This window comes from Alistipes shahii WAL 8301 (assembly GCF_025145845.1).
In the GTDB taxonomy this organism is placed as follows: Bacteria; Bacteroidota; Bacteroidia; order Bacteroidales; family Rikenellaceae; genus Alistipes; species Alistipes shahii.
Map to the genome: position 1 here is coordinate 3,096,689 of NZ_CP102253.1, position 23,649 is coordinate 3,120,337.

19 protein-coding genes are annotated in these 23,649 nt (G+C 60.2%); 10 read left to right on the forward strand and 9 right to left on the reverse strand.

Annotation, left to right across the window (positions count from 1 at the left end):
• Window positions 1-195 precede the first annotated feature (195 nt).
• The 6 genes from NQ492_RS12935 to tpx all read left to right on the forward strand — a co-directional run bounded on the left by NQ492_RS12935 (window position 196) and on the right by tpx (window position 4,710).
• On the forward strand, window positions 196-870 hold the full coding sequence (locus tag NQ492_RS12935; protein WP_022061887.1) for a MotA/TolQ/ExbB proton channel family protein: 675 nt from the start codon (window positions 196-198) through the stop codon (window positions 868-870).
• Window positions 871-876: 6 nt separating this feature from the next.
• A complete protein-coding gene (locus NQ492_RS12940; protein WP_015545779.1) occupies window positions 877-1,284 on the forward strand; it encodes an ExbD/TolR family protein in 408 nt (135 codons plus the stop codon).
• A gap of 104 nt (window positions 1,285-1,388) precedes the next feature.
• Window positions 1,389-2,078, forward strand: coding sequence for a TonB family protein (locus tag NQ492_RS12945; RefSeq protein WP_172633798.1), 690 nt, complete (start codon window positions 1,389-1,391; stop codon window positions 2,076-2,078).
• A gap of 107 nt (window positions 2,079-2,185) precedes the next feature.
• The gene (locus tag NQ492_RS12950) at window positions 2,186-2,626 is read left to right on the forward strand and encodes a DUF1573 domain-containing protein (RefSeq protein ID WP_015545781.1); all 441 of its coding nucleotides are present in this window, start codon (window positions 2,186-2,188) and stop codon (window positions 2,624-2,626) included.
• 157 nt (window positions 2,627-2,783) lie between these two features.
• Window positions 2,784-4,094, forward strand: coding sequence for an amidohydrolase (locus tag NQ492_RS12955; protein ID WP_044053916.1), 1,311 nt, complete (start codon window positions 2,784-2,786; stop codon window positions 4,092-4,094).
• 106 nt (window positions 4,095-4,200) lie between these two features.
• Window positions 4,201-4,710, forward strand: coding sequence for a thiol peroxidase (tpx, locus tag NQ492_RS12960; RefSeq protein ID WP_015545783.1), 510 nt, complete (start codon window positions 4,201-4,203; stop codon window positions 4,708-4,710).
• A 64-nt stretch (window positions 4,711-4,774) separates the two neighbouring features.
• On the opposite strand, the gene NQ492_RS12965 is transcribed toward tpx, so the two are convergent.
• The 9 genes from NQ492_RS12965 to NQ492_RS13005 form a co-directional block, all read right to left on the reverse strand.
• A complete protein-coding gene (locus NQ492_RS12965; RefSeq protein ID WP_044054638.1) occupies window positions 4,775-5,590 on the reverse strand; it encodes an SDR family oxidoreductase in 816 nt (271 codons plus the stop codon).
• Window positions 5,591-5,710: 120 nt separating this feature from the next.
• Window positions 5,711-6,490: an MBL fold metallo-hydrolase gene (locus tag NQ492_RS12970; RefSeq protein ID WP_015545785.1), complete on the reverse strand. Its 780-nt coding sequence runs from the start codon at window positions 6,488-6,490 to the stop codon at window positions 5,711-5,713.
• A gap of 256 nt (window positions 6,491-6,746) precedes the next feature.
• Window positions 6,747-7,040: a PG0541 family transporter-associated protein gene (locus NQ492_RS12975; RefSeq protein ID WP_044053917.1), complete on the reverse strand. Its 294-nt coding sequence runs from the start codon at window positions 7,038-7,040 to the stop codon at window positions 6,747-6,749.
• Between the two features lie 33 nt (window positions 7,041-7,073).
• Window positions 7,074-10,214 carry an efflux RND transporter permease subunit gene (locus NQ492_RS12980; protein WP_015545786.1) on the reverse strand — a complete coding sequence of 1,047 codons (3,141 nt, stop codon included), beginning with the start codon at window positions 10,212-10,214 and terminating at the stop codon, window positions 7,074-7,076.
• A gap of 15 nt (window positions 10,215-10,229) precedes the next feature.
• Window positions 10,230-11,243, reverse strand: a complete 1,014-nt coding sequence (locus NQ492_RS12985) for an efflux RND transporter periplasmic adaptor subunit (protein WP_015545787.1) — start codon at window positions 11,241-11,243, stop codon at window positions 10,230-10,232.
• A 19-nt stretch (window positions 11,244-11,262) separates the two neighbouring features.
• On the reverse strand, window positions 11,263-12,363 hold the full coding sequence (locus NQ492_RS12990) for an IS4 family transposase (protein ID WP_044054639.1): 1,101 nt from the start codon (window positions 12,361-12,363) through the stop codon (window positions 11,263-11,265).
• A 128-nt stretch (window positions 12,364-12,491) separates the two neighbouring features.
• Window positions 12,492-13,814, reverse strand: coding sequence for a TolC family protein (locus tag NQ492_RS12995; RefSeq protein WP_171024692.1), 1,323 nt, complete (start codon window positions 13,812-13,814; stop codon window positions 12,492-12,494).
• 87 nt (window positions 13,815-13,901) lie between these two features.
• The gene (locus NQ492_RS13000) at window positions 13,902-14,537 is read right to left on the reverse strand and encodes a TetR/AcrR family transcriptional regulator (protein ID WP_015545789.1); all 636 of its coding nucleotides are present in this window, start codon (window positions 14,535-14,537) and stop codon (window positions 13,902-13,904) included.
• Window positions 14,538-14,823: 286 nt separating this feature from the next.
• Window positions 14,824-16,323 carry a peptide MFS transporter gene (locus NQ492_RS13005; protein ID WP_044053918.1) on the reverse strand — a complete coding sequence of 500 codons (1,500 nt, stop codon included), beginning with the start codon at window positions 16,321-16,323 and terminating at the stop codon, window positions 14,824-14,826.
• Window positions 16,324-16,505: 182 nt separating this feature from the next.
• Here NQ492_RS13005 and NQ492_RS13010 point away from each other — a divergent pair, with 182 nt between their 5' ends.
• The 4 genes from NQ492_RS13010 to hepC all read left to right on the forward strand — a co-directional run bounded on the left by NQ492_RS13010 (window position 16,506) and on the right by hepC (window position 23,629).
• Window positions 16,506-18,542 carry an alpha-amylase family glycosyl hydrolase gene (locus NQ492_RS13010; protein ID WP_015545790.1) on the forward strand — a complete coding sequence of 679 codons (2,037 nt, stop codon included), beginning with the start codon at window positions 16,506-16,508 and terminating at the stop codon, window positions 18,540-18,542.
• Window positions 18,543-18,607: 65 nt separating this feature from the next.
• Complete coding sequence (locus NQ492_RS13015; RefSeq protein ID WP_022061891.1) at window positions 18,608-19,219, forward strand: RipA family octameric membrane protein; 612 nt, start codon at window positions 18,608-18,610, stop codon at window positions 19,217-19,219.
• Between the two features lie 282 nt (window positions 19,220-19,501).
• On the forward strand, window positions 19,502-20,698 hold the full coding sequence (locus NQ492_RS13020; protein ID WP_015545791.1) for a glycoside hydrolase family 88 protein: 1,197 nt from the start codon (window positions 19,502-19,504) through the stop codon (window positions 20,696-20,698).
• Window positions 20,699-20,734: 36 nt separating this feature from the next.
• Window positions 20,735-23,629 carry a heparin-sulfate lyase HepC gene (hepC, locus tag NQ492_RS13025; protein WP_015545792.1) on the forward strand — a complete coding sequence of 965 codons (2,895 nt, stop codon included), beginning with the start codon at window positions 20,735-20,737 and terminating at the stop codon, window positions 23,627-23,629.
• Window positions 23,630-23,649 lie beyond the last annotated feature (20 nt).

Sequence of the window (23,649 nt, forward strand, 5' to 3'; positions counted from 1 at the left end):
TGCTTGAAAAGTGAAAGATGTCCCTGCGGTGATTGAATCCGACTTGATGCCGGAGCCGTGAAACAACGACCCGACTAAAAGCGCGGGCGGAGGGGCCGGGGCGCGTGCGCCCCCGCGGGCGCAGACTGCAAAACCGGCGCTCGAAAACGAAATTGGAAGGATAAAATTTGTAAACTTAAATATTTCTAAACCATTATGACAACATTTTTGCAGGCTGCCGAGGCGGTGGCCGTAAGTGAGGAGACCCGTATGGGCTTGTGGACCCTGTTTACCAAAGGCGGCTGGCTGATGTGGCCGCTGCTGGCGCTGGGGGGCGTGACGATCTTTATCTTCGTGGAGCGTTTCATGGCCATCCGCAAGGCTTCGGTGCTGGACATGAACTTTATGAACCGCATCCGCGACTACATCTCCGACGGCAAGATCTCGACGGCCGTGAACCTCTGCAAGAAGACCGACACGCCCATCGCACGCATGATCGAGAAGGGCATCGAGCGCATCGGACGCCCGATGAGCGACGTGCAGACCGCCATCGAGAACGTCGCCAACCTCGAAGTCTCGAAACTCGAAAACGGCCTTCCGTTCCTGGCCACGATCGCCGGCGGCGCGCCGATGATCGGTTTCCTCGGCACGGTGTTAGGTATGGTGCAGACCTTCATGGACATGTCCGCCGCGGGCGGCACGGTCGACCTGGGGCTGCTGTCGAGCGGCATGTACGTGGCGATGGTGACCACCGTGATGGGTCTGATCGTCGGCATTCCGGCCTACTTCGGCTACAACTACCTCGTGGCGCGCATCGAGAAGCTGGTGTTCCAGATGGAGGCCAACTCGATCGCGTTTATGGACATTCTGAATCAACCCGTTCAAAAATAGCGCGTTATGGCAATCAAACACGGATCGAAAGTCGATAAATCGTTCTCGGCCTCGTCGATGACCGACCTGATGTTCCTGCTGCTGCTGTTCCTCTTGATCGCCACGACGCTGATCAACCCCAACGCCCTGAAACTGATGCTTCCGAAGAGTTCGAACCAGTTGAAGGACAAGGCGATGACCACGGTGTCGGTTCAGGATGCGGGCCACGGCAAGTATCGTTACTATGTCGAATTGCAGGACGTGGGTTCGATCGGCGGCGTGGAGCGGGCGCTCAAGGCGCGGCTCGACGGGCAGAAGGACGCTACCGTCTCGCTCCACTGCGACAAGACCGTTGCGGTGGACGAGGTGGTGAAGGTTATGAATATCGCCAAGGACAATAATTATAAACTTATTTTGGCGACTTCGCCGAAATAAGTTCAATGAAAAATGAAAAATTAAGAATTAAAAATGAAATCCGTGCCACCCTGGCGCAGGGGCAATTTTTAATTTTTCATTCTTAATTTTTAATTGGGAAACCAATGTATTACTACGATCCCGATAATAAATCCCCGCGACGGTGGGCGATGATCGCGACGGCAGTCTACGGCGTGCTGCTGGCCGGCTTGTTCGCGCTGGTGTCGTTCGATTTCTCGCCGGTGACGGACAAGCCGGGCGACACGATTCTCGTCGACTTCACCGAGCCGCCCGTTCCCGAGCCGCCCAGACCGCCCGTGAAGGTGGCCAACGAGCCGCGCGTGCACGATGTCGCGGCACCCGTGGAGCAGACGGCGCAGGTTGCGGGCAAGGACCCTGTGACGCAGACGCCCAACCCCAAGGCGCTGTTCAAGATGAACAAGGGCGGGGCCGACGAACCCGACAATGCGGGCAATCCCCGCGCTCCCGAGGGCGAGGACAAGGCCAGCGGCACGGGTCCGGGACTGAACCCCGACGGACTGGACCAGCTGGATCAGGGGCTGAAAGGGCGCGGACTGGTGGGCGACCTGCCCAAGCCGTCGTATCCCGGCGAGAAGGGCGGCAAGGTCGTGATCCGCGTGACGGTCGACGCTTCGGGCAAGGTCACGGGGGCTTCGTTCGAACCCAAAGGCTCGACGACGGACGCTGCCGAGCTGATCGAGGCGGCGAAAGCGGCGGCCCGCAAGGCGCGATTCACAGAGAGCCGCGCCGCGGTGCAGGGCGGCACGATCACCTATATTTTCCGCATGGAGTAACGGGTGTGTTTGAGAAACCCGCGTCGGGTCGGCCGGGTCGGCGCCCGTTTTTTACCCGGTTTCCCGCCGCCCGCTGGTATGATATTGGATAAATACAAATTTTGGCTATGCGACATATCCTGTTAACCCTCTCGGCCTGCCTGGCGTTCGCTGCGGGCTATGCCGAAAAACCCGTAAAGGGGGCGCACCTCCGGCTGGAGAACGCGACCTATAATTTCGGCGACGTGTCCCGTAAGGGCGGCGACCTGGTCCGCGAATTCCGGTTCGTCAACGACGGTACGGCCCCGCTGGTGCTGGTGCGGGTCATCACTTCGTGTTCGTGCCTCAAGGCGTCGTTCTCGAAGCGTCCCGTGGAGCCGGCCGATTCGGGGGTGATCCGCATCATCTACGAACCCCACAAGAGCGAGCCGGGAGCCTTCAACAAGGTGATCCAGGTCTATTCCAATTCGGTCGACGGCCGCGACGTGATCACCGTGCAGGGCAACTCGATCGAGGGGCAGCCCCGCGGAAAGGTCAAGACCGAAAAGGTGAAAGTGAAGTATAAGTAAGAATATGAACGAGTCATCGGCATCCCGCAGTGCTGTCGACTGCCGCTTTCGCCGCCTTTGGCGTCGTTGGCAAGTCTGACCCACCCCCAAACCCCCGCCTCGGCGGGGGCTTATGGCAGGGCGCTGCCCGGGACCGAATGACATAATGAACCGAAATATGGCAATTCTTTTTTCAAACGCGATGGTGCTGCCGATGACGGCCGCCGGGAACGCCCCCCGCACCTTTGCGGGCTGGGTGGGCGTCGACGGCAACCGCATCGCGCTGGTCACGGAGTCGGAAACGGCCGCCGCGGGGTTTCGCGCGGCGCACCCCGGGCTTCGGGAGTTCGACTGCCGGGGCAAACTCGTGATGCCGGGGCTGGTGAACACCCACTGCCATGCGGCCATGACCCTGCAACGCAGCCTTGCCGACGACATCGCCCTGATGGAGTGGCTCCACGACTATATCTGGCCCTTCGAGGCGCGTCAGACGGCCGACGATGTGGCGCTGGGCATGACGCTCGGCGTGGTCGAGATGCTGCTGGGCGGCGTGACGTCGTTCGTCGACATGTACTATTTCGAAAACCGCTGCGTGGAGACGGTCGAACGGCTGGGCATCCGCGCCATGCTGGGCTGCAACTACTTCGATTCGAATGTCGACGAGGTGATGCCCCAGGTGGAGGAGGCCGTGCGGCTGGCCGCCGGATGCGACCGGGTGCAGATCGCCCTGGCGCCCCATTCGCCCTATACCGTGTCGCCCGAGAACCTCCTGCGCGGCAAGCGGCTGGCGGATAAATACGGCCTGCATCTGATGACCCATATCTCGGAGACGCAGGACGAGGTGCGCATCGTGCGCGAAAAGTACGGGAAAACCTCGGTCGAACACCTCGACGGGTTGGGACTGCTGGGGCCGAAGACCATCGGCGCGCACTGCATCCACGTGACCGACAGCGACATCGAGACACTCGCCGCGCGGGGCGTCGCCGTGTCGCACAACCCGCAGAGCAACATGAAAATATCGAGCGGCGTGGCGCCCGTCGAGCGGATGCGCGCCGCGGGTGCGCTGGTGACGGTCGGCACGGACGGAACCTGCTCGAACAACGATCTCGACATGTTCGAGGAGTTGCGCACGGCGGCCTTCCTGCAAAAATCCGCGACGGGCGATCCCGTGGCCCTTCCGGCCTGGGAGGCGCTGCGGCTGGCGACGGCGAACGGCGCGCGGGCGATGGGCTATGCCGACGGCGAACTGGGCGTCGTCCGCGAGGGCGCGCTGGCCGACCTGATCGTCGTGGACCTTCAGAAACCCCATTTGCAGCCCGTCAACGACGTGGTGTCGAATCTGGTCTACTGCGGCAAGGCCTCGGATGTCGATACGGTGGTCGTCGACGGACGGATCGTCGTCGAGAACCGCTGCGTGGCGGGCGTCGACCTGCCGGCGCTCTATGCCGGGGTTGCGGCGGCCGTCGCGCGAATCAAAGCCGGCCGATGACCGGATGCGGAGGGGCGCGGTGCGGCGTCCCGTCCCGCAAATCCGGCTCGCAGCCGGGTGGCATCGGAATTGCGTTGAACCACCTGATTATAAAAACTATCGAATTATGGATCACAAGGTAACTTTCGGCGGCAAGCCCGTGACGCTTGTCGGCAATCGCTGCAAAGTGGGGGAGACGGCCCCCGTATTTACGGTCACCGATGCGGGGCTGCAACCCGTGTCGTCGGACGTTTTCCACGGCAAGGTGCGCATTTACAGCGTCTTTCCGTCGGTCGACACTCCGGTCTGCTCGTTGCAGAACATCCGCTTCAACCGCGAGGCGTCGAAACTGGGCGACGACGTGGTCGTCGTGTCGCTGTCGGTCGACCTGCCCTTTGCGCAGAAACGCTTCTGCGCCGCCGAGGGCATCGACCGCGTGCATGTCTTCTCGGATTACAGGGAGCTGGATTTCGGCATGAAGTACGGCTTCGTGATCGACTCCCTGCGCCTGCTGGCGCGCGGCGTGGTGGTCGTGGACCGCGACGACGTGGTGCGCTACGTGGAGTACGTGCCCGAGGTCACCCACGAGCCCGACTACGAAAAGGCGCTGGCCGTGGCGCGCGAACTGGCGAAGTAAGCCGCCGGGACGGCCGAAAAAAAGCGGACCCCGAAAGAACCCCCGTGCAGTATGCCGCCGCAGGCTATTTCAACGGCGAATCCGGCTCGCGGGACATCACCAGATAGAACATCCGGTCGAGGAACGCCGGGGCGAACTTCTTGACGAAGTGCGTGGCGCGCCCCTCGCTCTCCATCAGGCAGAGGCGTTTGCGCCGGAGGATGCCCTTCGCCACGATGCGGGCCACCTCCTCGGGGGTCATCATCTTCGACTCGTTGCGCGGCGTGGCGCCCTGCTGCTTCCCGTCGGCCGTGAGGGCCGAGAAGCGGACGTTCGAAGCGGTGAAACCCGGACAGGCGATCATCACGTGCAATCCCTTTTTGAGGTTCTCAATACGCAGCGTTTCGAGGAATCCCGTCATGGCGTATTTCGAAGCCGAATAGCCCGTGCGGCCCGGCAGTCCGTGCAGCCCGGCGACGGAGGAAATGCCCACGACGGAGCCTTTCGACGCCTGAAGATACGGCAATGCGAACTTGCAGCAGTTGACCGTACCCCAGAAGTTGACGTCCATCAGCCGGTGCAGCACCCCGAGGTCCACGTCGTCGAAAATGGCGCGCATCGAAATACCCGCATTGCAGATCAGCACGTCTATGCCGCCGAACTCCCGCACGGCGGTTTCGATCAGCTCCCGGCACTCCTCGGGCTTCGTCACGTCCACCCCGCAGTAGGCCGCCTGCCCGCCCCGGGCGCGGATGTCGCCCGCAAGAAGCTGCAATTTCTGCACGTTGCGCGCTCCGAGCACCACTTTTGCGCCCTGCGCGGCGTATACCTTCGCCATCGCCTCGCCGATACCCGACGATGCGCCCGTAATGACGATTACCTTATTTGCCAATGTCTTCATATCTTTTTTATTCATGTTTTGCATCTCCGCCCGCCGTTTTCGCGGCGTTCCGCCGCATCTACAAGTCCGGCCCCGCCCCCGCCTTGACGGAAGCTTACCGCATGCGGCCGGAATGCGAGCCTAAATTTCCACCTCCAACCCGTCGTAAGCCAGGTGCACGCCCGGCGGGAGCGTCGCCTCCGTCTCGGCATGCAGGCCTATTTCGTGGGACATATGCGTGATATAGGCCTCGCGCGGCCCGACGCGGCGGATCAGCGCCAGCGCCTCCGCGAGGTTGAAATGCGACGGATGCGGAGCGAAACGCAGCGCATTGACCGCCAGCACCTCCGTACCGCGCAGTTTTTCGGCCTCGGCGTCCTCGATGGTCTTGAAGTCCGTCAGGTAGGCCAGCGTCCCGATGCGGAAGCCCGTGACCTCGAAGCGTTCGGAATGGTGGCCCGACACGGGCACGATCTCCACATCGCCGACACGGAACGGCCTTGCGATGTCGATTTCGTGCAGTTCGATCTCCGGCACGCCGCGGTATTTGTCCTGCGCGAAGGCATAGTCGAAATCCTTGCGCACGCACTCCAGCGCCCGCGGGGCGGCCCAGATATGGACCTTGTGGACGGTCGGCGGGTAATCGACGAAATTGAAAGCCCGCACGTCGTCCAGACCGCCGATATGGTCCTTGTGCTCGTGAGTCAGCAGAATGGCGTCGAGATGCCGCACGCCCGTGCGGAGCATCTGGTAGCGGAAATCGGGTCCGGCGTCGATGACGATGCGCACGCCCCGCGTCTCGACCATCGCCGAGGTGCGCAGACGGTTGTCGCGCCGGTCCGCCGACGTGCATACCTTGCAGCGGCAGCCGATGACGGGTACGCCCTGCGAAGTACCGGTTCCCAGAAAGGTGAGTTTCATGGATGCAAATGTAGAAAAAATAGCGCAATTCCCGGCACTTTGTGATGCATTGCTTCATTTTTCGCACCGCATTGCCGCATACGTTTCAAATACGGCTTCCGGTCTCCGAATATCGCGGAACCGACGAAACCGGGATTCCGGTCCGTGCGGGGCAGATGCCGGGCGTCGTGAAAAACGGGGCGAACGGATCGTACCCGAGTACGATCCGTCCGCCCCGCCGGAGGGGTGTGCGGCAGGTGCGCCGCAAGCAGCGGAATCAGAATCCGCTTTCGATATTCCAGACAAACGCCCGGGACCCCTGCATCCTGGTCGCAGCGTCCATTTCGCGGAAGGCGTCCATCAGCGGAGCCACCTTCTCGTCGTCGACGATGGCCAGGATCGAGGCGTTCATCGAAGGCCACGCATGCGTGCCGTAGTGGGGTTCGCCGTCGACCGAGCCGCGGCCCTCGGTCAAGGCCCATTTGGTGAAGCCGCGGATACCCTGCTCGTCGAAGATGGCGTTCACCCGGTCGGTCAGCGCCTGGTTGTATGACAAAAATACTGCTTTCATAGTACCGATCAATTTTAATTCAGCTTTTCACTTTCAATGCTTGCTTGCCTGGTGTTCGGCCGAGAGGCGCGCCAGTTTCTCACGCTCCTTGCGCTGCGAACGGTTCACGAGGATCGAGTAGAGCACCGGAACGATGAACAGCGTGAGGATGGTCGAGAACGTCAGACCGCCGATCACGGCAATGCCCATCGGCTGCCACGTCTCCGAACCCGCTCCCGTGCCGATCGCCAGCGGCAGCATGCCCAGAATGGTCGTGAACGAGGTCATCAGCACCGGACGCAGACGGCTCTTGCCGCCGGCGATCACCGCGTCGAAGACGCCCGAGCCGCGCTCGATCAGGAGGTTCATGTAGTCGACCATCACGATACCGTTCTTCGTCACGATGCCCACCAGCATGATGGCGCCGATCAGGGCGATCAGCGACAGCGGCGTGGAGGTCATCCACAGCGCGAGGAACACGCCCGTGAAGGCGAACGGAATGGTGAACATGATGATGAACGGGAACTTGAGCGACTCGAACTGCGTGGCCATCACGATATACACCAGAATGACGATCAGGATGAGCAGCGTTCCCAGGTCGCCGAAGGCGTCGCCCTGATCCTCGACCGTACCGCCCACTTCGAGGTCCACGCCGTCGGGCGCGGGATAGTCGGCGAGGAGCTTTTCGACCTCGGCCACCACGTCGCCCAGCGCGACGCCGGCCCCGAGGGTCGACTGGACCGAAATGACGCGCTGACGGTTCTCGCGCTCGATCATCGGCGCGGCGTACTCCTCCTCGACGGTTCCCACCTCCTTGAGCTTCACGGGGCGGCCCTGCGCGTTGTAGAGCGTGATGTTCTCGACATCCTCGATGCGGTTGCGGAACGGCTCGGCATAACGCACGATGATGTCGTACTCGTCGCCGTCCTCGCGGTATTTCGAGGCCACGAGGCCGTCGATGCGGTTGCGCACGGCCTGCGACGCCGTGGCGCTGCTGATGCCGTAGTACGACAGCCGGTCGCGGTCGAAGACCACGTTGTACTCGGGACGCAGGTCGTCGCGCGAAAGTTTCACGTCGCGAACGCCCTCCAGACGGCGCATCTTCTCCTTCAGGTCGTTGGCAACGGCGTTCGTCACGTCCATGTCATAACCGAAGACCTTGACGTTGACCGTCGCCGAACCGCTCATGCTGCCCGACTGTCCGCCGGGAGTGACCGTGTACTGGCGGATCTCGGGAATCCGGTCGAGATCACCGCGCAGCAGGTCGGAGATGACGTAGATCGACCGATCGCGCTCCTCCACGCCGGTCAGGCGCACGTTGTAGTTGATGATGTGCGAACCGGTGGTCTGCATCGCCGCGAAGGCGTTGTCCGACGAGTTGGCGCCGGCCGACGCCGAGACGAGCACGATCTCGGGGTATTTCGCATAGATGATGCTGTCGATCTGCCGGGCGATGCGCGCCGTGTAGTCGACGCCGACGTTCTGCTCCAGCTCGACCATGGCCGAAATGCGGCCGTTGTCCGAGGGCGGGAAGAACTCGGTGGGAACCCGCGTCAGCAGCCCCAGCGACACGACGAAGACCGACATCATCGAGAAGAAGGTGATCCGGCGGTGGCGTACGACCCAGTCGAGCGAACGGGCGTAGGCGCCGTCGAGCCATTCGAGCGCCCGGTCGATCGGCTTGTAGATCACGCCGAGGCCCTTGTAGTCGTGCTGGCCGCCTTCGAGTTTCAAGAGGTAAGCCGACATCATCGGGGTCAGCGAAATGGCCGCCGTAGTCGAAACGCAGACCACGATCGTCACGATCCAGCCCAGCTCGCGGAACAGGATGCCCGCCATGCCCGGGACCATCGTCAGCGGCAGGAACACCGCGACGACCACCAATGTCGTGGCGATGACCGACAGCCACACCTCGTTGGTGGCGTAGATGGCGGCCTCCTTCGGGTTCGAGCCGCGCTCGATATGCGTCGTAATGTTCTCCAGAACCACGATGGCGTCGTCGACCACCATACCGATGGCGATGGAGAGCGACGAGAGCGAGATGATGTTCAGCGTGGAGCCGGTGGCGAAGAGGTAGATGAACGAACAGATCAGCGACACGGGGATCGTCATACAGATGATCAGCGTCGCGCGCCAGCGTCCGAGGAAGGCCATCACCACCAGCACGACGAAGATGAAGGCGTAGAGAATGGTCTCCGAGAGCGACCCGATGGCGTCGGTGATCTCCTGCGAGCCTTCGAAAATCAGCTCCATCTTGACATCCTTCGGGAGGGTTTTCTGAATCTCCGGCAGGCGCGACTGGATTTCGTGGACGATATTCACGGTGTTGGCGCCCGACTGTTTCTGGAACATCACGCGCACGCCCCGCTGGCCGTTGACGCGCTCGTCCATCGTGGACTTTTCGAGCGTATCGCGGATCTGGGCCACATCCGAAAGTTTCACCGTGCGGCCCCCGGCGTTCGACACCACGACCTTGCGCATCTCGTCCGAGAGTTTGAACTCGCCGTCGGCCTTGATGTTGAAGGTGTTGTTGCCCACGTCGATCGTGCCGCTGGGGATGTTGACGTTCTCGGCGGCGATGATCTGCCCCAGCTGCTCGACCGTGAGGTTGTAGGCCTCCAGTTTGGCGGGGTCGACGTTGACCTGCACCTCGCGTTCGGGTGCGCCGATGATCGACACGGCGCCCACGCCGTCGACGCGGTTGAGCACGTTGACCAACTTGTCGTCGAGAATCTTGTTCAGCGCCGGATAGCTCTCCTCGGCCGTGACGGCAAGCATCATCACGGGGATCATCGAGGTCGAGAACTTGAAGATCGTCGGATAGTCGATGTCGTCGGGCAGCTGCGACTGCACGCGCGACACCACGTCGCGGATTTCGTTGGCCCCCTCGTTCAGGTCGGAGCCGTATTCGAACTCGACGGTGATCATCGAGACGTTGTCCTGCGACTTGGAGGTCAGTTTCTTGAGGTTGCTCACCGTGTTGAGGTTGTCCTCCAGCACACGGGTGATGTTGGTCTCGATGTCGGCGGCGTTGGCGCCCGGATACATCGTGATCACCGAGATCTGGGGTATCTCGATCTCGGGATACTGGTCTACGGCCAGGTTCATCAGCGAGAAGAGTCCGAAGACCATCACGCCGACGAACAGCAGGATCGTTGAGATCGGTTTGCGGACCGCGCTTTCGTAAATTTTCATTGGAAAGGGGCTGTTTTAGTCTTTTTTAATATCCACTTTGGCCCCGTCGAAAAGTTTCGACAACGCCGTGACGGCCACCGGCTCGCCCGCTTCGATCCCCGAGAGGATGTCCACGCGGTCGCCGACCTGGCGTCCCACCTTGACCGAGCGGCGCTCGGCAACCGAGTCGCCGACGATGACGTAGAGGTAACGCTCGGCCGAGCCGACCTGCTTCTGCACGGCCACGTCGGGAACCATCACGCCCTCCTTGCTGCCCATGTCGAAGGTCGTGCGGGCGTACATGCCCGGGCGCAGCGTGCGTTTGGCGTTGGGGACCTTGACCTCGACCTTGAAGGTGCGGGTCGTGGGGTCGAGCGCCGGATAGATCAGCGACACCGTGCCCGTGAACTCCTCGTCGGGGAAGATGTCGACGGCCAGCTTCACCGGCATGCCCACCTTCACGTTGGGGAAGTACTGCTCCGAAATGTTGGCGATGACCTTCAGCGGGTCGATCTGCATGATGTGCAGGATCGGCTGCTGGGCGAACAGGTCGCCGGACTCGTAGTTGCGAGCCGTGACGACGCCCGAAATGGGCGAACGCACCTCGATGTTCTTCTTGAGGTTGGCGACCACCTCGCGCTGCACGTCCAGCTGGGCCTTGGCCTGCTCGATCTGCTGGGTCGAAATGCCTCCGGCCTCGTAGACCGGCAGCAGGCGGTTGTAGTCGTCCTCGACGGTCTTCAGCTGCACCAGCTGCTGGGTGTACTGCGTGGGATCGAGCGTCACGACGAGCTGCCCCTCGCGCACCGGATCGCCCACCTCGACGTAAATCCTGTCGATGTGCACGCCCGAAGCCGCCGGAGTGATGTCGTTCTCCTTGTAAGGCTCGATCTCGGAAGTGAAGACCTCCGTAAGCTGCACCGAAGCCTCTTCGGCAACGGCGCTTTTGGTCAGCACGCCTTTGTCTTCCGCAACGGCGGTCACGCCTTTCTTACCCGTGCAGCCGGCGAAAGAGACGGCGGCGATGCACAAAATCACGATTTTTTTCATACGTTCTTTATCCTGTTTTCTAAGTACATGACAAAAAATCAAACACATTGATTTTACTTGGTCTGAAAGGATTGAGGAGAGCGTCAGCGATGAAGTTCAGACCGTACTTGACAAGACTGATTGCACGCCTCCCGTTGTTGAGAACCCTGACAGCCTTGACTTTGATGTTGGCGGCAATGCCAACACAGTAGGCCCAGGTATAGGCAATAATAACAACCCCGAAGAGTTGCTCGATACGATTGATATGAACCATATGCGTGTCCTCGATATTGAATCCGCTGGATTTCAGGACCTTAAACATGGTCTCGATAGTCCATCTTTCCTTATATGCCGGGAGGGCTTCCTCCGGGCGGCAGAAGGAAACGAGGATCTGCGGTTCGGGCTTTCCGGTCTTGTCCTTGATAACGGCACCGGACAGATAGCAGAGTTCTCCACAGATACGATAGATACGATACAGGACGCGTTCCTCTCCATGTTTGAGATTGGCGAAGATGTGCTGGGCCCGTATATTTCTGTTGGTTCTTGGGTCTTCCACCCAGAAGTTGTCGCGGATGCGGATATGGTACTGGATAGCGTTGTCGTTGAGCCATTTGAACCACTCATTACCGACAAACTCACGGTCCGCTACCAGGCATTTGATACTGTCACGACCGAACAGGCGGATGAACCGCTGCATGATATTGATTCGTTCCTTGCAATTGGAGTTTCCCCGCTTGGGCAGCAGTCTGAACAGGATGGGGAACGACATATGATCGTAAGCTATGCCCAGAACTAACGCATTGATATTCACCTCTCCGAACTTCCAGTTCGTGCGGTCCATCGTGAGCGTGTATGGGCCATCGGACGGGATGCGCGACTTGAGATACCCCGCAACGGCATCCAGGTCCAGGACCATCTGCGACATGAAGCGTTGGATGCGGCGGAAGCAGGATTCCCGTGAAGCCTTGCTGTCAAATGCCCCTGCCAGTTTGGAAAGGCATACCGTCTGCACGGCGCAGAGTGCTCCGAGCAGCATGGACAGGCATTTGATGTGGGCAAGATTCATGGATACTTTGAATATCGGTAGGATTACCGAGAAAATTTCACTACTTTTGTGCGGGACCTTGAGGTTTCGTAACATGGTAATAATGTGGAAGTTATATACCTTAAAGTTACGAGATTTTGAGGTCTTTTGCAAATATAATTAATTGATAATCAATAATTCACGACAGGATTTTTCAATTTTTGTCATGTACTAAATCCTGTTTTTTATTTATTTCCGTGTTCGCGGCCGACGATGCGGTCGTACTCGGCCTTGGCCGAAAGGTAATCGTAGATCGCCTGCGAGAAGTTCAGCTGCGCCTGCGTTTGCGAGAGCTGCGCGCTGTTGAGTTCGAGGATCGTCCCCGCGCCCGCCCGGTAACGGGTGTCGGAGATCTTGTAGGCCTTGCGGGCCTGCTCGACGGTCAGCTCCTGGGCGTACATCGTCTCGCGGGCGGTCAGCAGGTCGTTCAGCGCCGAGCGCACCTGTACGTCGATCTGCTGCCGGGCGTAGCTGCGCTGGAGCGACAGCTGCGAAATCTGGTTTTTCAGCTCGCGCGACCTGTTCATCTTCGTCAGGCCCGAAAAGATGGGGACCGACAGTTGCAGGCCGACCGAAATCGGATGGGTCCAGAAATACCGGGAATCGTCCGTCGCGGCGGCGCCGCCGAAATTGAAAGGCTCCATGTCGTTACCCGTATAGGAGGCTGACCCGAAGGCTGCGAGCGTCGGCATGCGTCCCGCATTGGCCGCCTTGAGCGAACGCCGGAGAACCTCCTCCTGCAATTCGAGCGAACGCAGGTCGGAGTTGTCCGTCACGTCGGTGGTCAGCCCGTCCGTCCCGGCCAGCACGTCGTCGCGCAGGGCGTCCAGCTCGCCCACCACCTCGATCTCCACGTCCTCGGGAATCGAGAGGTACATCTTGAGCATCAGCTTGGCCAGCTTGATCGAATTCTCGGTCTGGAGGATCGTGGGCTTGAGGTTGCTCAACTGCACCTGCGCGGTCAGCAGGTCGTATTCCGAGGCCAGTCCGTGCTTGTACTGCACCTGCGTATCGTCGACCGTGCGCTGCACCGTGGCCTCCGACTCGCGGAGCACCGCGAGCGACTGCTCGGCGAGCAGGATGTTGTAAAAGGCCTTCTTCACCTCGGCCGTCAGGTCGATGCGCGAGGCGCGTGCGGCCTCCACGGCCGTGGCCATCTGCGCGTCGTTCATCTTCAGCGTGCGGTAGACCGACGGCGCGAAGAGCGGCAGCGACAGGTCGCCCTGCACGGCGAAGGTGTTATCGGCTCCGAACGAAATGCCGCCGCGCATCTCGGACTTCACGATCGAACGGGTGTAGCTGCCCGACGCCGAAATCTGCGGCAGCAGGTTGCCCCACGTCTGGCGCTTCACGTAGTCGTAACGCTGCACCTCCATCTCCGCGACCTTGACGGTCGGGTTTTCGCTCAAGGCGAGATCCAGCGCCTGGGGAAGCGTCAGCCGCATCTGCGCCGAAGCGCCGGCGACGCCCGCCGCCCAAAAGGCGATGATCAAAAAAAGTCGTTTCATCATTATTCGGTAAAATTATGTTGTCATTATCATTTATGCGGACGAACGGAACGGACGGATATTTCAGTCCCCGCCCCTTCGCGCCGGCTATTGCATCCGGTGAACGGTTTTGGCAGGCTCGTAGCGTTTCAGGTAGTCGTCGACGAGCAGCAGCCCCTTGGTCGTGGAGATGCCGCGGAAAAAATTGCTGATGATCTGCACGAACGCCTCGCGCTCGGTCATGCCCGCGGGCAGAATGAGGTCCTTGCGCACGGTGATGGCCGAAGCCGTGTAGTAAAGCACCGAAATGGCCAGATCGAGATTGATCGTGTCGACAAACAGCCCGTCGGCAATCCCCTTTTCCAGCATCTCCTGCAGGTCGCGGCGGCTCTTGGCGGTGCCTTCGCGCGTCATCTTGTCGTGCACCGCCGGGTAAAACTTGCGCAGGTTGTTCAGCAGCCGCTGGATGACTTCGGCGTTGTCCATCACGCCGCCCAGCACCATGAACATCGCTTCGAGCACGTTGCGCGCATGGGCGCACACCGCGGCGCGCTCGATGCGTTTCTTTTCGAAATAGCGGTCCATCGCCAGGTAGAGCAGCCCCTCCTTGTCGCCGAACAATTCGTAGAGCGTCCGTTTCGAGACCCCCAGCTGCTGCGCGATGTCGTCCATGCGCACCGACTTGATGCCCTGCGAGACGAACATGTGCATCGCCTGTTCTATGATTCGTTCCTTCTGATCCATGATCCAATCCGATTGATACGGATGCAAATATACGCGCCAAAACTTATAAAACAAAAAAAGTTTTCTGTTTTTCCCGGTTTTCTGACGAAAACAACAAAAAAGGAGCCTATCAGGACTCCTTCATGCAAAACCGGACGCGGGAAATCGCCCTTCGGCGGGCAGACCGCACGACGCTTCGGGGATCATGCGGCGGCCGTCCGCATAACGAGCATGCCAGCGCAGACCGGAGCAAAAAAGCCGCCACAGAAATTCTGCGGCGGCTTTGTCCAAAACGGGAACGCCCCGTCTATTTCGTGACCCGTTCGAGCCATTTGACCATGGCCAGCATGGCGAACATCGAGATGGCGCAGACGATGACGAAGATGCTCCACGTCGCGGAGATCGAGATGCGCTTGTAGAGGATCGGGCCGATGAACAGCAGGCCGTTGCCCAGCGCCGTGGCGCCCAGCCAGCAGCCCTGCATCAGGCCCTGGAGTTTCTGCGGAGCGACCTTCGACACGAACGACAGGCCCAGCGGCGAGATGAACAGTTCGGCGATGGTCAGGATCAGGTAGGTGGCCACCAGCAGCCACGGAGTGACGCGCTCGGCGAACGAGAGACCGCCCTGCGCCTGCACTTCGGCGAGTTTGGGAAGGCCCAGCGACCCGAAGACCATCAGCACGTAGGCGAATGCGGCGATGCCCATTCCGATCGCGATCTTCATCGGAGTCGAAGGCTCCTTGCCGCGGTTGCGCAGCCAGGCGAACACGGCGATGATGACCGGCGTGAGGAACACCACGCAGAAGGGGTTGGCCGACTGGAAAATCTCGGCCGTGATGGGCATGCCGAAAATTTCGAGACGGGTGTAATCCTGCGCGAAGAGCGTCAGCGTCAGACCGTTCTGGTGGAACGAGAACCAGAAGAAGATCACGATGGCGAACACGGCGAACAGCGCATAGAGACGCTGTTTGATCTCACGCGCATCCTGCTGGATTTCGGCCTTCGAAGGCGTCGTCCTGGAAGCGGCCGCAACCTTGGGATCGGGCAGCTTCTTCTTGTTGGCCAGGAAAACCACCAGCGAGAAGACCAGCGCCACGATAGCCACGCCGAACGCATAGTGGAATCCGGTGTTGAAGGCGTTGAGATAGCTCTGCGCGAAAACGCCCATGTCCGCCGGGACGCCGCCGAGGCTCACTTCGGCAGCCAGCTCGCTGAAACGGCCCTGGGCCACTTCGGGACTCATCGTGCCGCCGATATACTGGTGGCAGAGGGCCGAAAGGTCGGAATTGTAGAGGAATCCCTGCGTGCGGAGCCACCAGTTGCGCACGCCCACGGCGGCGAACGGTGCGAACATCGCGCCGATGTTGATGAACATGTAGAAAATCTGAAAGCCCGTGTCGCGCAGTTTGGCATACTGTTCGTTGTCGTAAAGCTGCCCCACGAGCGCCTGGAGGTTGCCTTTGAACAGACCGTTGCCGAAGGCGATCAGCATCAGTGCGCCGATCACCACGGTCTTCGACGTAACGGTGGGAACCATCAGCGCGGCATACCCCGCCGTCATCACCAGAATACCCGCGATGATCGTCCCCTTATAGTTGCGCAGCCGGTCGGCGATCAGGCCGCCGACGAGCGCCAGGATGTAGATCGAGGTATAAAAAAACGAATAGATTTTCCCGGCCTGCTCGCCGTCGATACCGAATTTCGACATCAGGAACAGCGTCAGAATGGCCATCATGGTGTAGAAACCGAAACGTTCGCCCGTATTGGCGAGAGCCGCGGCAATCAAACCTTTAGGTTGCTTGAGCATAGTAGAATTGGGTATTAGTAATGGATACGTTTTTTTGTTCGTGGACAAAGATAGAAAAATTTTTCATATATTTAGTGTCGCAACGGCACTTTTATCAGTCGGAACTCATAACCGGACCCGGGTGCGATTCGGTTTTGCTCCCATCCGACTTTTTATTACCTTTGTAGAAAATCGACTCCCCTATGGAAAAAACGACCCGAAGACTTCCGATCGTCGAACGCGACGAATGGTTACAGCCCGTCGAGGCGCAGATGAACCTGCGCCACGAGCGTTACGAGCGGAAAATGGCCGACATCGGACGCTCGGCGGGATCGCTCGTCGACTACGCCAACGGCTACCGCTATTTCGGCTGGCAGTGGGACGATGTGCTGGACGGCTGGTGGCTGCGCGAGTGGCTGCCGGGGGCGCACGACGTCTACGTCTTCGGCGACTTCAACAACTGGCAGCGCACCGAAATCCGCATGCACAAGGATGCCGCGGGGGTCTGGAGCGCCTTTTTCCCCGCGGCGATGTACCGCGACCGGCTGCGGCACGGCTCGCTCTACAAGATCCACGTCCACGGCGACAACGGCTGGCTGGACCGCATTCCGGCCTACGCCCGGCGCGTCGTGCAGGACGACGAGACCAAAAACTACACGGCGCAGTTCTGGAACCCCGCGGAACCGTTCGACTGGCGGGGCGACGCGTTCGACGCCTCGAAGATCGGCAGCCTGCTGATCTACGAAGCCCATGTGGGCATGGCCCAGGAGCGCGAGGGCGTGGGAACCTACCGCGAATTCACCGAAAAGATACTCCCGATCATCAAAAAGGACGGCTACAACGCCGTGCAGCTGATGGCCGTGGCCGAGCACCCCTACTACGGGTCGTTCGGTTACCACGTGTCGAGTTTCTTCGCCCCCTCGTCGCGCTGCGGCACGCCCGAGGAGCTGAAGGAGCTGATCCGCCGCGCCCATGAACTGGGGCTGGCGGTGATCATGGACCTCGTGCACGCCCACTACGTCAAGAACCTCAACGAGGGGATCAACTCCCTCGACGGCACCGACCATCTCTACTCGCCGCCGGGCGACGCGGGCTACCAGCAGTACTGGGATTCGAAACTCTTCGACTACGGCAAGGAGGAGGTGCAGCACTTCCTGCTGTCGAACGTCAAATACTGGCTCGACGAGTTCCATTTCGACGGCTACCGCTTCGACGGCGTGACGTCGATGATCTACCGCCACCACGGCTACGTCACGTTCGATTCGCGCGACCGTTTCTTCGACGAGGGGGTCAACGGGGACGCTCTCACCTACCTCACCCTGGCCAACCGCCTCGCGCACGATTTCCGGCCTTCGGCCGTGACCATCGCCGAGGACGTGAGCGGCATGCCGGGGATGTGCATCCCGATCGCCGACGGCGGCATCGGATTCGACTACCGCCTGGGCATGGCCATCCCCGACTTCTGGATCAAGCAGCTGAAGGAGGTGCCCGACGAGCAGTGGGACATCCGGGAGATGTGGTCGGTGATGACCGACCGCCTGCCCGAAGTCAAGACCGTGGCCTACGCCGAGTCGCACGACCAGGCGCTCGTCGGCGACAAGACCATCGCCTTCCGGCTGATGGACAAGGAGATGTATTTCCACATGGACCGCGCTTCGGAGAACATCGTCATCGACCGCGGCATGGCCCTGCACAAGATGATCCGCCTGATGACCATCTCCACGGGCGGTCAGGCCTACCTCAACTTCATGGGCAACGAGTTCGGGCATCCCGAGTGGATCGACTTCCCGCGCGAGGGCAACGGCTGGAGCTACGCCCACGCCCGGCGGCAGTGGTCGCTCGCAAAAAACGGATTCCTGCGCTATGCGTGGCTGGGCGATTTCGACCGCGCGATGATCCGGCTGGTGAAAAAATACAAGGTTCTTGCCGACGGTTACCCGTGGAATCTGCTGATGGACGAGCGCAACAAGACGATGGCCTTCTCGCACGGCGACCTGCTGTTCGTCTTCAACTGGCATCCTTCGGCCTCGATCCCCGACTACGAACTTCCGGTGCAGGCCCCGGGCAAGTACGTCCCGGTGCTCTCGACCGACGAAAGCCGCTTCGGCGGACAGGAGCGGCAGTCGATGGCGGCCGAACACTTCTCGTTCGACGCCGGGGAGGGCGACGGACAGCGGCAGCCCCATATCCGCATCTACAACACCTCGCGCACGGCGACGGTCTACCTGCGAAAAAAGTAGTTACGCAACGACTATATTTTCCTTTTTATTCACCAAAACAGATTTACCATATTTCTTTAAAGGAGTTGAGAGAAGGATTCTACCAATGCCGGCGGTTCGAAGCCACGAACCTGTGGCGGAGATCGTTCCTTCTTTCCATTTTTCTGGTCTTTTGTTTCGCCGTCTACGGAGCGCTGGCGTCCGAAATCCTGACCGCCGGACCCGGAGCGGCCAATTTCCTGGCGCTGAACGAAGCCGCCTGCGCGGTGGCGCTGCTCGGAACGTCGTTCGCCCTGATCTGGATCATGATGGCCAAGGGGTCGAAAGCCTGGTACGAGGTCTACGAACGCTACATATTCGAGATCGAACAGGAGGAAGCCGAAGGACTGAAAATTCCGGAGCGCTATCGGCTGGGAGCCTTGTGCCGCCCCTGGGAGATGAACGGCAACCTCTTTTCGAAGAAGGCGGGCCGCTACTCCCCCTCGCGGCTCAACATCACGATCGGGTCGGTGACGCTGACGGCCTGGCTGACCGTCGGACTCATCCACTATGCCGCCAGTGTCATCCTTTACGCCGAAGGCCCTGCCCTCTGCTGGCAGCCGCTGATCCTCGCGCTCATCCCCGCCTCGTTCCTCGCCGTTCTCGTCACGGCGGCTCGCAACATGTGGGGCCGGAGCCGGTCGCTGGTGAAGCCCTGACCCCGGATTTCCGGAAATGACAAAAGCGGACCCTTTCGGGAACTCCCGTTTTTTGTGCCTTTTCCGGCCCGGAAACGGCACTCGGAACCTTCGGTTTCACCCTGTCCGAAAACCCCTTTCGAGGCTGTTTTTGGACAAATTCCGTATCCGGTTGCACAAAATTGAAGTTAATTTGAGAGGTTTTGAAAATCAATTCTTCAATTCTCGGGGTGCGTGCGGGGGCTTATCGGTAATTTTGCTTACCGAAACAAGTAAAACCTAAACCAAAAACCAGAACCTCTCATGAGAAGAAATTTTCTCCCCATTCTGGGTCTCCTCTCGCTGTTTGTGCTGGGTTCGTGCTCTGCGGAACGCGACCCCAAAATCGCATCCCTGAAACATGCCATCGGGGTGGCCGACAGCCAATTGCTGGACGCCGCCGCCGAACTCGACACGACGAACTGCTTTCCCCGTTCGCTGATGCCCAGGTTCCGGGCCGTCGATGCCAAAGACTGGACGAGCGGATTTTTTCCCGGGTCGCTTTGGCAGTGCTACCGCTTCACGGGCGACGAAAAACTCCTTGCCGAAGCGGAGAAATACACCGGCCGGCTGGAGGGTATACAATATTATAAGGGGACGCACGACCTGGGTTTCATGGTCTTCTGCAGCTTCGGCCAGCAGATGCAGACGCTGCACGACCGGCATTCGGAAGCGGTGATCGTCGAGGCCGCCAAGAGCCTCGTTTCGCGTTGCGACCCCCGTATCGGCCTGATCCGTTCGTGGGATTTCGGCGAGTGGAACTACCCGGTCATCATCGACAACATGATGAACCTCGAGATGCTCTTCTGGGCCTCGAAACACACGGGCGATCCCGTCTGCCGCGATGTGGCGGTCCGCCATGCCGACATCACGATGAAGAACCATTTCCGCGACGACGCCAGTTCGTTCCATGTCGTGAGCTACAACGACGACGGCACGGTCGAGAGCCGGGGCACGTTCCAGGGTTATTCCGACTCTTCGGCGTGGGCCCGCGGACAGGCGTGGGGACTCTACGGCTATACGATGTGCTACCGCGAGACGGGCGATGCGAAATACCTGAAGCACGCCGAACGGATCGCCGATTTCATCATGCACCATCCCAATACCCCTGCTGACCGCATTCCCTACTGGGACTACAACGCTCCGGACATTCCTGACGCTCCGCGCGACGCTTCGGCCGCGGCGGTCGTTTCGTCTGCTCTGTTCGAGCTTTCGACGCTGGTTCCCGAAGCCGAAGGCAAAAGGTATTTCGATTATGCCGAGACGCTGCTGATGAATCTTTCGTCGGACGCTTATCTGGCCAGGAAGGGTGCCAACGGCGGTTTCATTCTGATGCACAGCGTCGGCCACCTGCCCGCCGACAGCGAGATCGACACTCCGCTCAATTATGCGGACTACTACTACCTCGAAGCCATCGGGCGTTATCTGTCGCTGCGGGGCCTCGACCCGCGGCGGATCTGACTCCGGCACTGAAAAAACTAACATAACCTATAACCTATGAAACGCATTTTTACTGAAATTTCGGCGTTCGCTTTCATCGTGGCGGTCCTGTTCTCGGCGGGCTGCCTGTCGGATGATCTGGGACGATCGGACAATGGCAGCGGAACCGGTTCCACGGAGCCGACGATTCCCGACAACAGTGTGATCGACGCGGGTATGTTCAGCGCCCTGAACCTCGATTACCCCGGTCTTGCCGCCGTGAAAGCCTACTACGATTCCGACCAGTATTATCTGGCGGCGCAGGCTTTGCTGGAGTACTACCGCGGACGGACCGATGTGATCAACGGCAATGTCAATCTGATTGCACCCTCGATCTCCGCACAGGAGCAGGAGTGGGCCGATTACGCCCTTGTCAAGAACGAATACCGTTTCTACAACGGCACGTACATGGACGGCGACAAACCCTATTCCTACCTGACGTCCAACAAAATCGACTGGGCGAAACGTGTTTCGGGCGATCTGGAAGAGCGTTACAGTCTGCATCGCCATCAGTGGATGGTTCCGCAGGGCAAGGCCTACCGTACGTCGCTTGACGAGACCTATACTACCGGGTGGGTGACGGTCTACGAGGACTGGCTGACGAATTTCCCCCGCCCGACGGGCGATGTGGACTACGAGGCCGATCCCTCGACGCAGCCCGAGGAGTCGCGCGAGGCGCTCTACGCCTGGCGTCCGATCGACGTGGCCTACCGCGTCGAGAACCAGTGCGACCTGCTTTATTATTTCATGCAATCGACCTCCTTCACGCCGCAGCTGCTTTCGAAGTTCCTGGCCAATCTCGCCGAGCAGGCCGAGCATATCAAGGCGCACTATTCGGAGGATGCCGATACGAAGGCTACGGAGGCCCATGCCGTGTTCCGTGCCGGCACGATCTTCCCCGAGATGAAGAAGGCCGAAGAGTGGGTCGAGAGCGGCTCGGGGTCGATGAACGAGGGCATCGACGCCAGCGTGTTCGAAGTGCTGAATCTCGATTACAGCGGCCTGACGAAGGTGAAGCGCGCCTATGACATCGGCGACTACTATATGGCGCTGGAAGAGTTGATGAACTACTACCGTTCGCGCACCCACGGGCTGAATCCCAATGTCGACCTTTCGAGTGTGACGCCCACGGCCAACGAGCTGCGTTGGGCCGATTACGCGCTCCGTGAGAACGACTATCGTTTCTATGTCAACAATTACTATGATGCCGCAGCCGGTGAAAATGTGCCTTATTCGTATAAGAGCAAGAGCGGCGACGGCATCGATTGGACGATCTGGCCTACCGGCGAGCAGGAGCAGCGTTACCAGCTCCACCGTCACCAGTGGATGGTTCCGCAGGCCAAGACCTACTATTCGTCGCAGGACGAGAAATACGCCCTGAACTGGATCGAGGTCTACGGCGACTGGATCAAGCAGAATCCCAAGCCCGAGCAGGGCACCGACGTGACCAACCACGCTTCGTGGCGTCCGCTCGACGTGGCAGCCCGCCTGATCGACCAGTGCGCCCTGTTGGAGTACTACCAGCAGTCGGAGTCCGTCACGATCGAATGGCTGACCGAGGTGCTGAAGCATCTCGACGAGCATGCCAACCACATCATGAACAACTATTCGGCCGACTCCAACCACCGCATTACCCAGGCGCAGGCCGTGACCTTTGCCGGCATGCTGTTCCCCGAGTTGAAGAACGCTGCGGCGTGGAAGACGAGCGGCACGGGCGTCCTTGGCGACGCGGTGACCTCGGAGTACTTCCCCGACGGCTGGCTGAAGGACGGAGACCTGCATTACCACATCTCGGGTATCGAGGATTTCCGGGTGTCGCTGGACGTGGCGCAGCGCAACGGCGAGGAGAGTCGTTTTTCGTCGGGTTACGTCGAGTCGATGCGCAAGATGACCGACGTGGTGATGAACATGATCTATCCCGACTACACGGTGCCCAACATGGCCGACACGCGCCGCGCCACGTGGACCGCACGGGTGCTTCAGCGCAACCTGACCAACTACTACAACCTCTTCCCCGACAACGAGCAGATGCGCTGGATGGCGACGGCCGGTGCCGAGGGGACGATTCCCGAAACGAAGGTCAAGACCTTCCCCGACGGCGGTTACTACGTGATGCGCACGGGCTGGACCGTGGCCGACATGATGATGGTGTTGCAGAACACGCCCGACGGACCTTCCGAGCAGTGGCACCGCCAGTACGACAACAACACGTTCGAACTGTGGGTCAAGGGCCGCAATTTCTTCCCCGACTCGGGCTGCTTCTCCTACGGGGGCACCTCTTCGTCGAATGCCGACCGGCGCAAGTATGCCGCTTCGACGGCCCACAACACCGTCACGCTCGACAATAAGAACGTTTCGAGCGACGGCAAGATGCTCAAGCAGTTCTCCAAGTCGGGCTCGGGCCACTCGTACCAGGCGCTGGTGCTGGAGAATCCCTCCTACGAAGGGCTGACGCACCGCCGCACGATCTTTATGGTAGATGACAAATTCTATGTGATCCTCGACGAGGCTTACGGCTCGGCTGCGGGCACCGTCAATCTGAATTTCAACATCACCGAAGGAACCGATGCGCAGGTGGTGTACGATACCTCCGAGGGCGGTTTCCACACGGCATTCGCCGACGGCAACAACCTGCTGGTGCGCACCCGGGCGAGCAAGTCGGGCGCTTACGTTCAGAAGACGGGTTTCGTCTCCTACAACATCAACCAGACTGCGGAGCGCAAGGCCTACCAGCTGAACCTCGAAAAGACGGCCGACGAACCGGTCGTGCGTTATGCCACGGTGCTGCTGCCGACGTCCGACGCTTCGGCCGAAGAGGTCTCCATCACGCTGGGCGACTGGTCGGAGACCGGCGGTTCGGTCCGTGTGCAGGTCGGGGGTGTTTCCTATCCTGCGTTGTCCTATACCCTGTAACCTTAAAACCGCAATAACCT

Coding starts and splice junctions, on each gene's coding strand:
- NQ492_RS12935 (WP_022061887.1), top strand. CDS start 196: ATGACAACATTTTTGCAGGCTGCCGAGGCGGTGGCCGTAAGTGAGGAG.
- NQ492_RS12940 (WP_015545779.1), top strand. CDS start 877: ATGGCAATCAAACACGGATCGAAAGTCGATAAATCGTTCTCGGCCTCG.
- NQ492_RS12945 (WP_172633798.1), top strand. CDS start 1,389: ATGTATTACTACGATCCCGATAATAAATCCCCGCGACGGTGGGCGATG.
- NQ492_RS12950 (WP_015545781.1), top strand. CDS start 2,186: ATGCGACATATCCTGTTAACCCTCTCGGCCTGCCTGGCGTTCGCTGCG.
- NQ492_RS12955 (WP_044053916.1), top strand. CDS start 2,784: ATGGCAATTCTTTTTTCAAACGCGATGGTGCTGCCGATGACGGCCGCC.
- tpx (WP_015545783.1), top strand. CDS start 4,201: ATGGATCACAAGGTAACTTTCGGCGGCAAGCCCGTGACGCTTGTCGGC.
- NQ492_RS12965 (WP_044054638.1), bottom strand. CDS start 5,590: ATGAAGACATTGGCAAATAAGGTAATCGTCATTACGGGCGCATCGTCG.
- NQ492_RS12970 (WP_015545785.1), bottom strand. CDS start 6,490: ATGAAACTCACCTTTCTGGGAACCGGTACTTCGCAGGGCGTACCCGTC.
- NQ492_RS12975 (WP_044053917.1), bottom strand. CDS start 7,040: ATGAAAGCAGTATTTTTGTCATACAACCAGGCGCTGACCGACCGGGTG.
- NQ492_RS12980 (WP_015545786.1), bottom strand. CDS start 10,214: ATGAAAATTTACGAAAGCGCGGTCCGCAAACCGATCTCAACGATCCTG.
- NQ492_RS12985 (WP_015545787.1), bottom strand. CDS start 11,243: ATGAAAAAAATCGTGATTTTGTGCATCGCCGCCGTCTCTTTCGCCGGC.
- NQ492_RS12990 (WP_044054639.1), bottom strand. CDS start 12,363: ATGTTACGAAACCTCAAGGTCCCGCACAAAAGTAGTGAAATTTTCTCG.
- NQ492_RS12995 (WP_171024692.1), bottom strand. CDS start 13,814: ATGAAACGACTTTTTTTGATCATCGCCTTTTGGGCGGCGGGCGTCGCC.
- NQ492_RS13000 (WP_015545789.1), bottom strand. CDS start 14,537: ATGGATCAGAAGGAACGAATCATAGAACAGGCGATGCACATGTTCGTC.
- NQ492_RS13005 (WP_044053918.1), bottom strand. CDS start 16,323: ATGCTCAAGCAACCTAAAGGTTTGATTGCCGCGGCTCTCGCCAATACG.
- NQ492_RS13010 (WP_015545790.1), top strand. CDS start 16,506: ATGGAAAAAACGACCCGAAGACTTCCGATCGTCGAACGCGACGAATGG.
- NQ492_RS13020 (WP_015545791.1), top strand. CDS start 19,502: ATGAGAAGAAATTTTCTCCCCATTCTGGGTCTCCTCTCGCTGTTTGTG.
- hepC (WP_015545792.1), top strand. CDS start 20,735: ATGAAACGCATTTTTACTGAAATTTCGGCGTTCGCTTTCATCGTGGCG.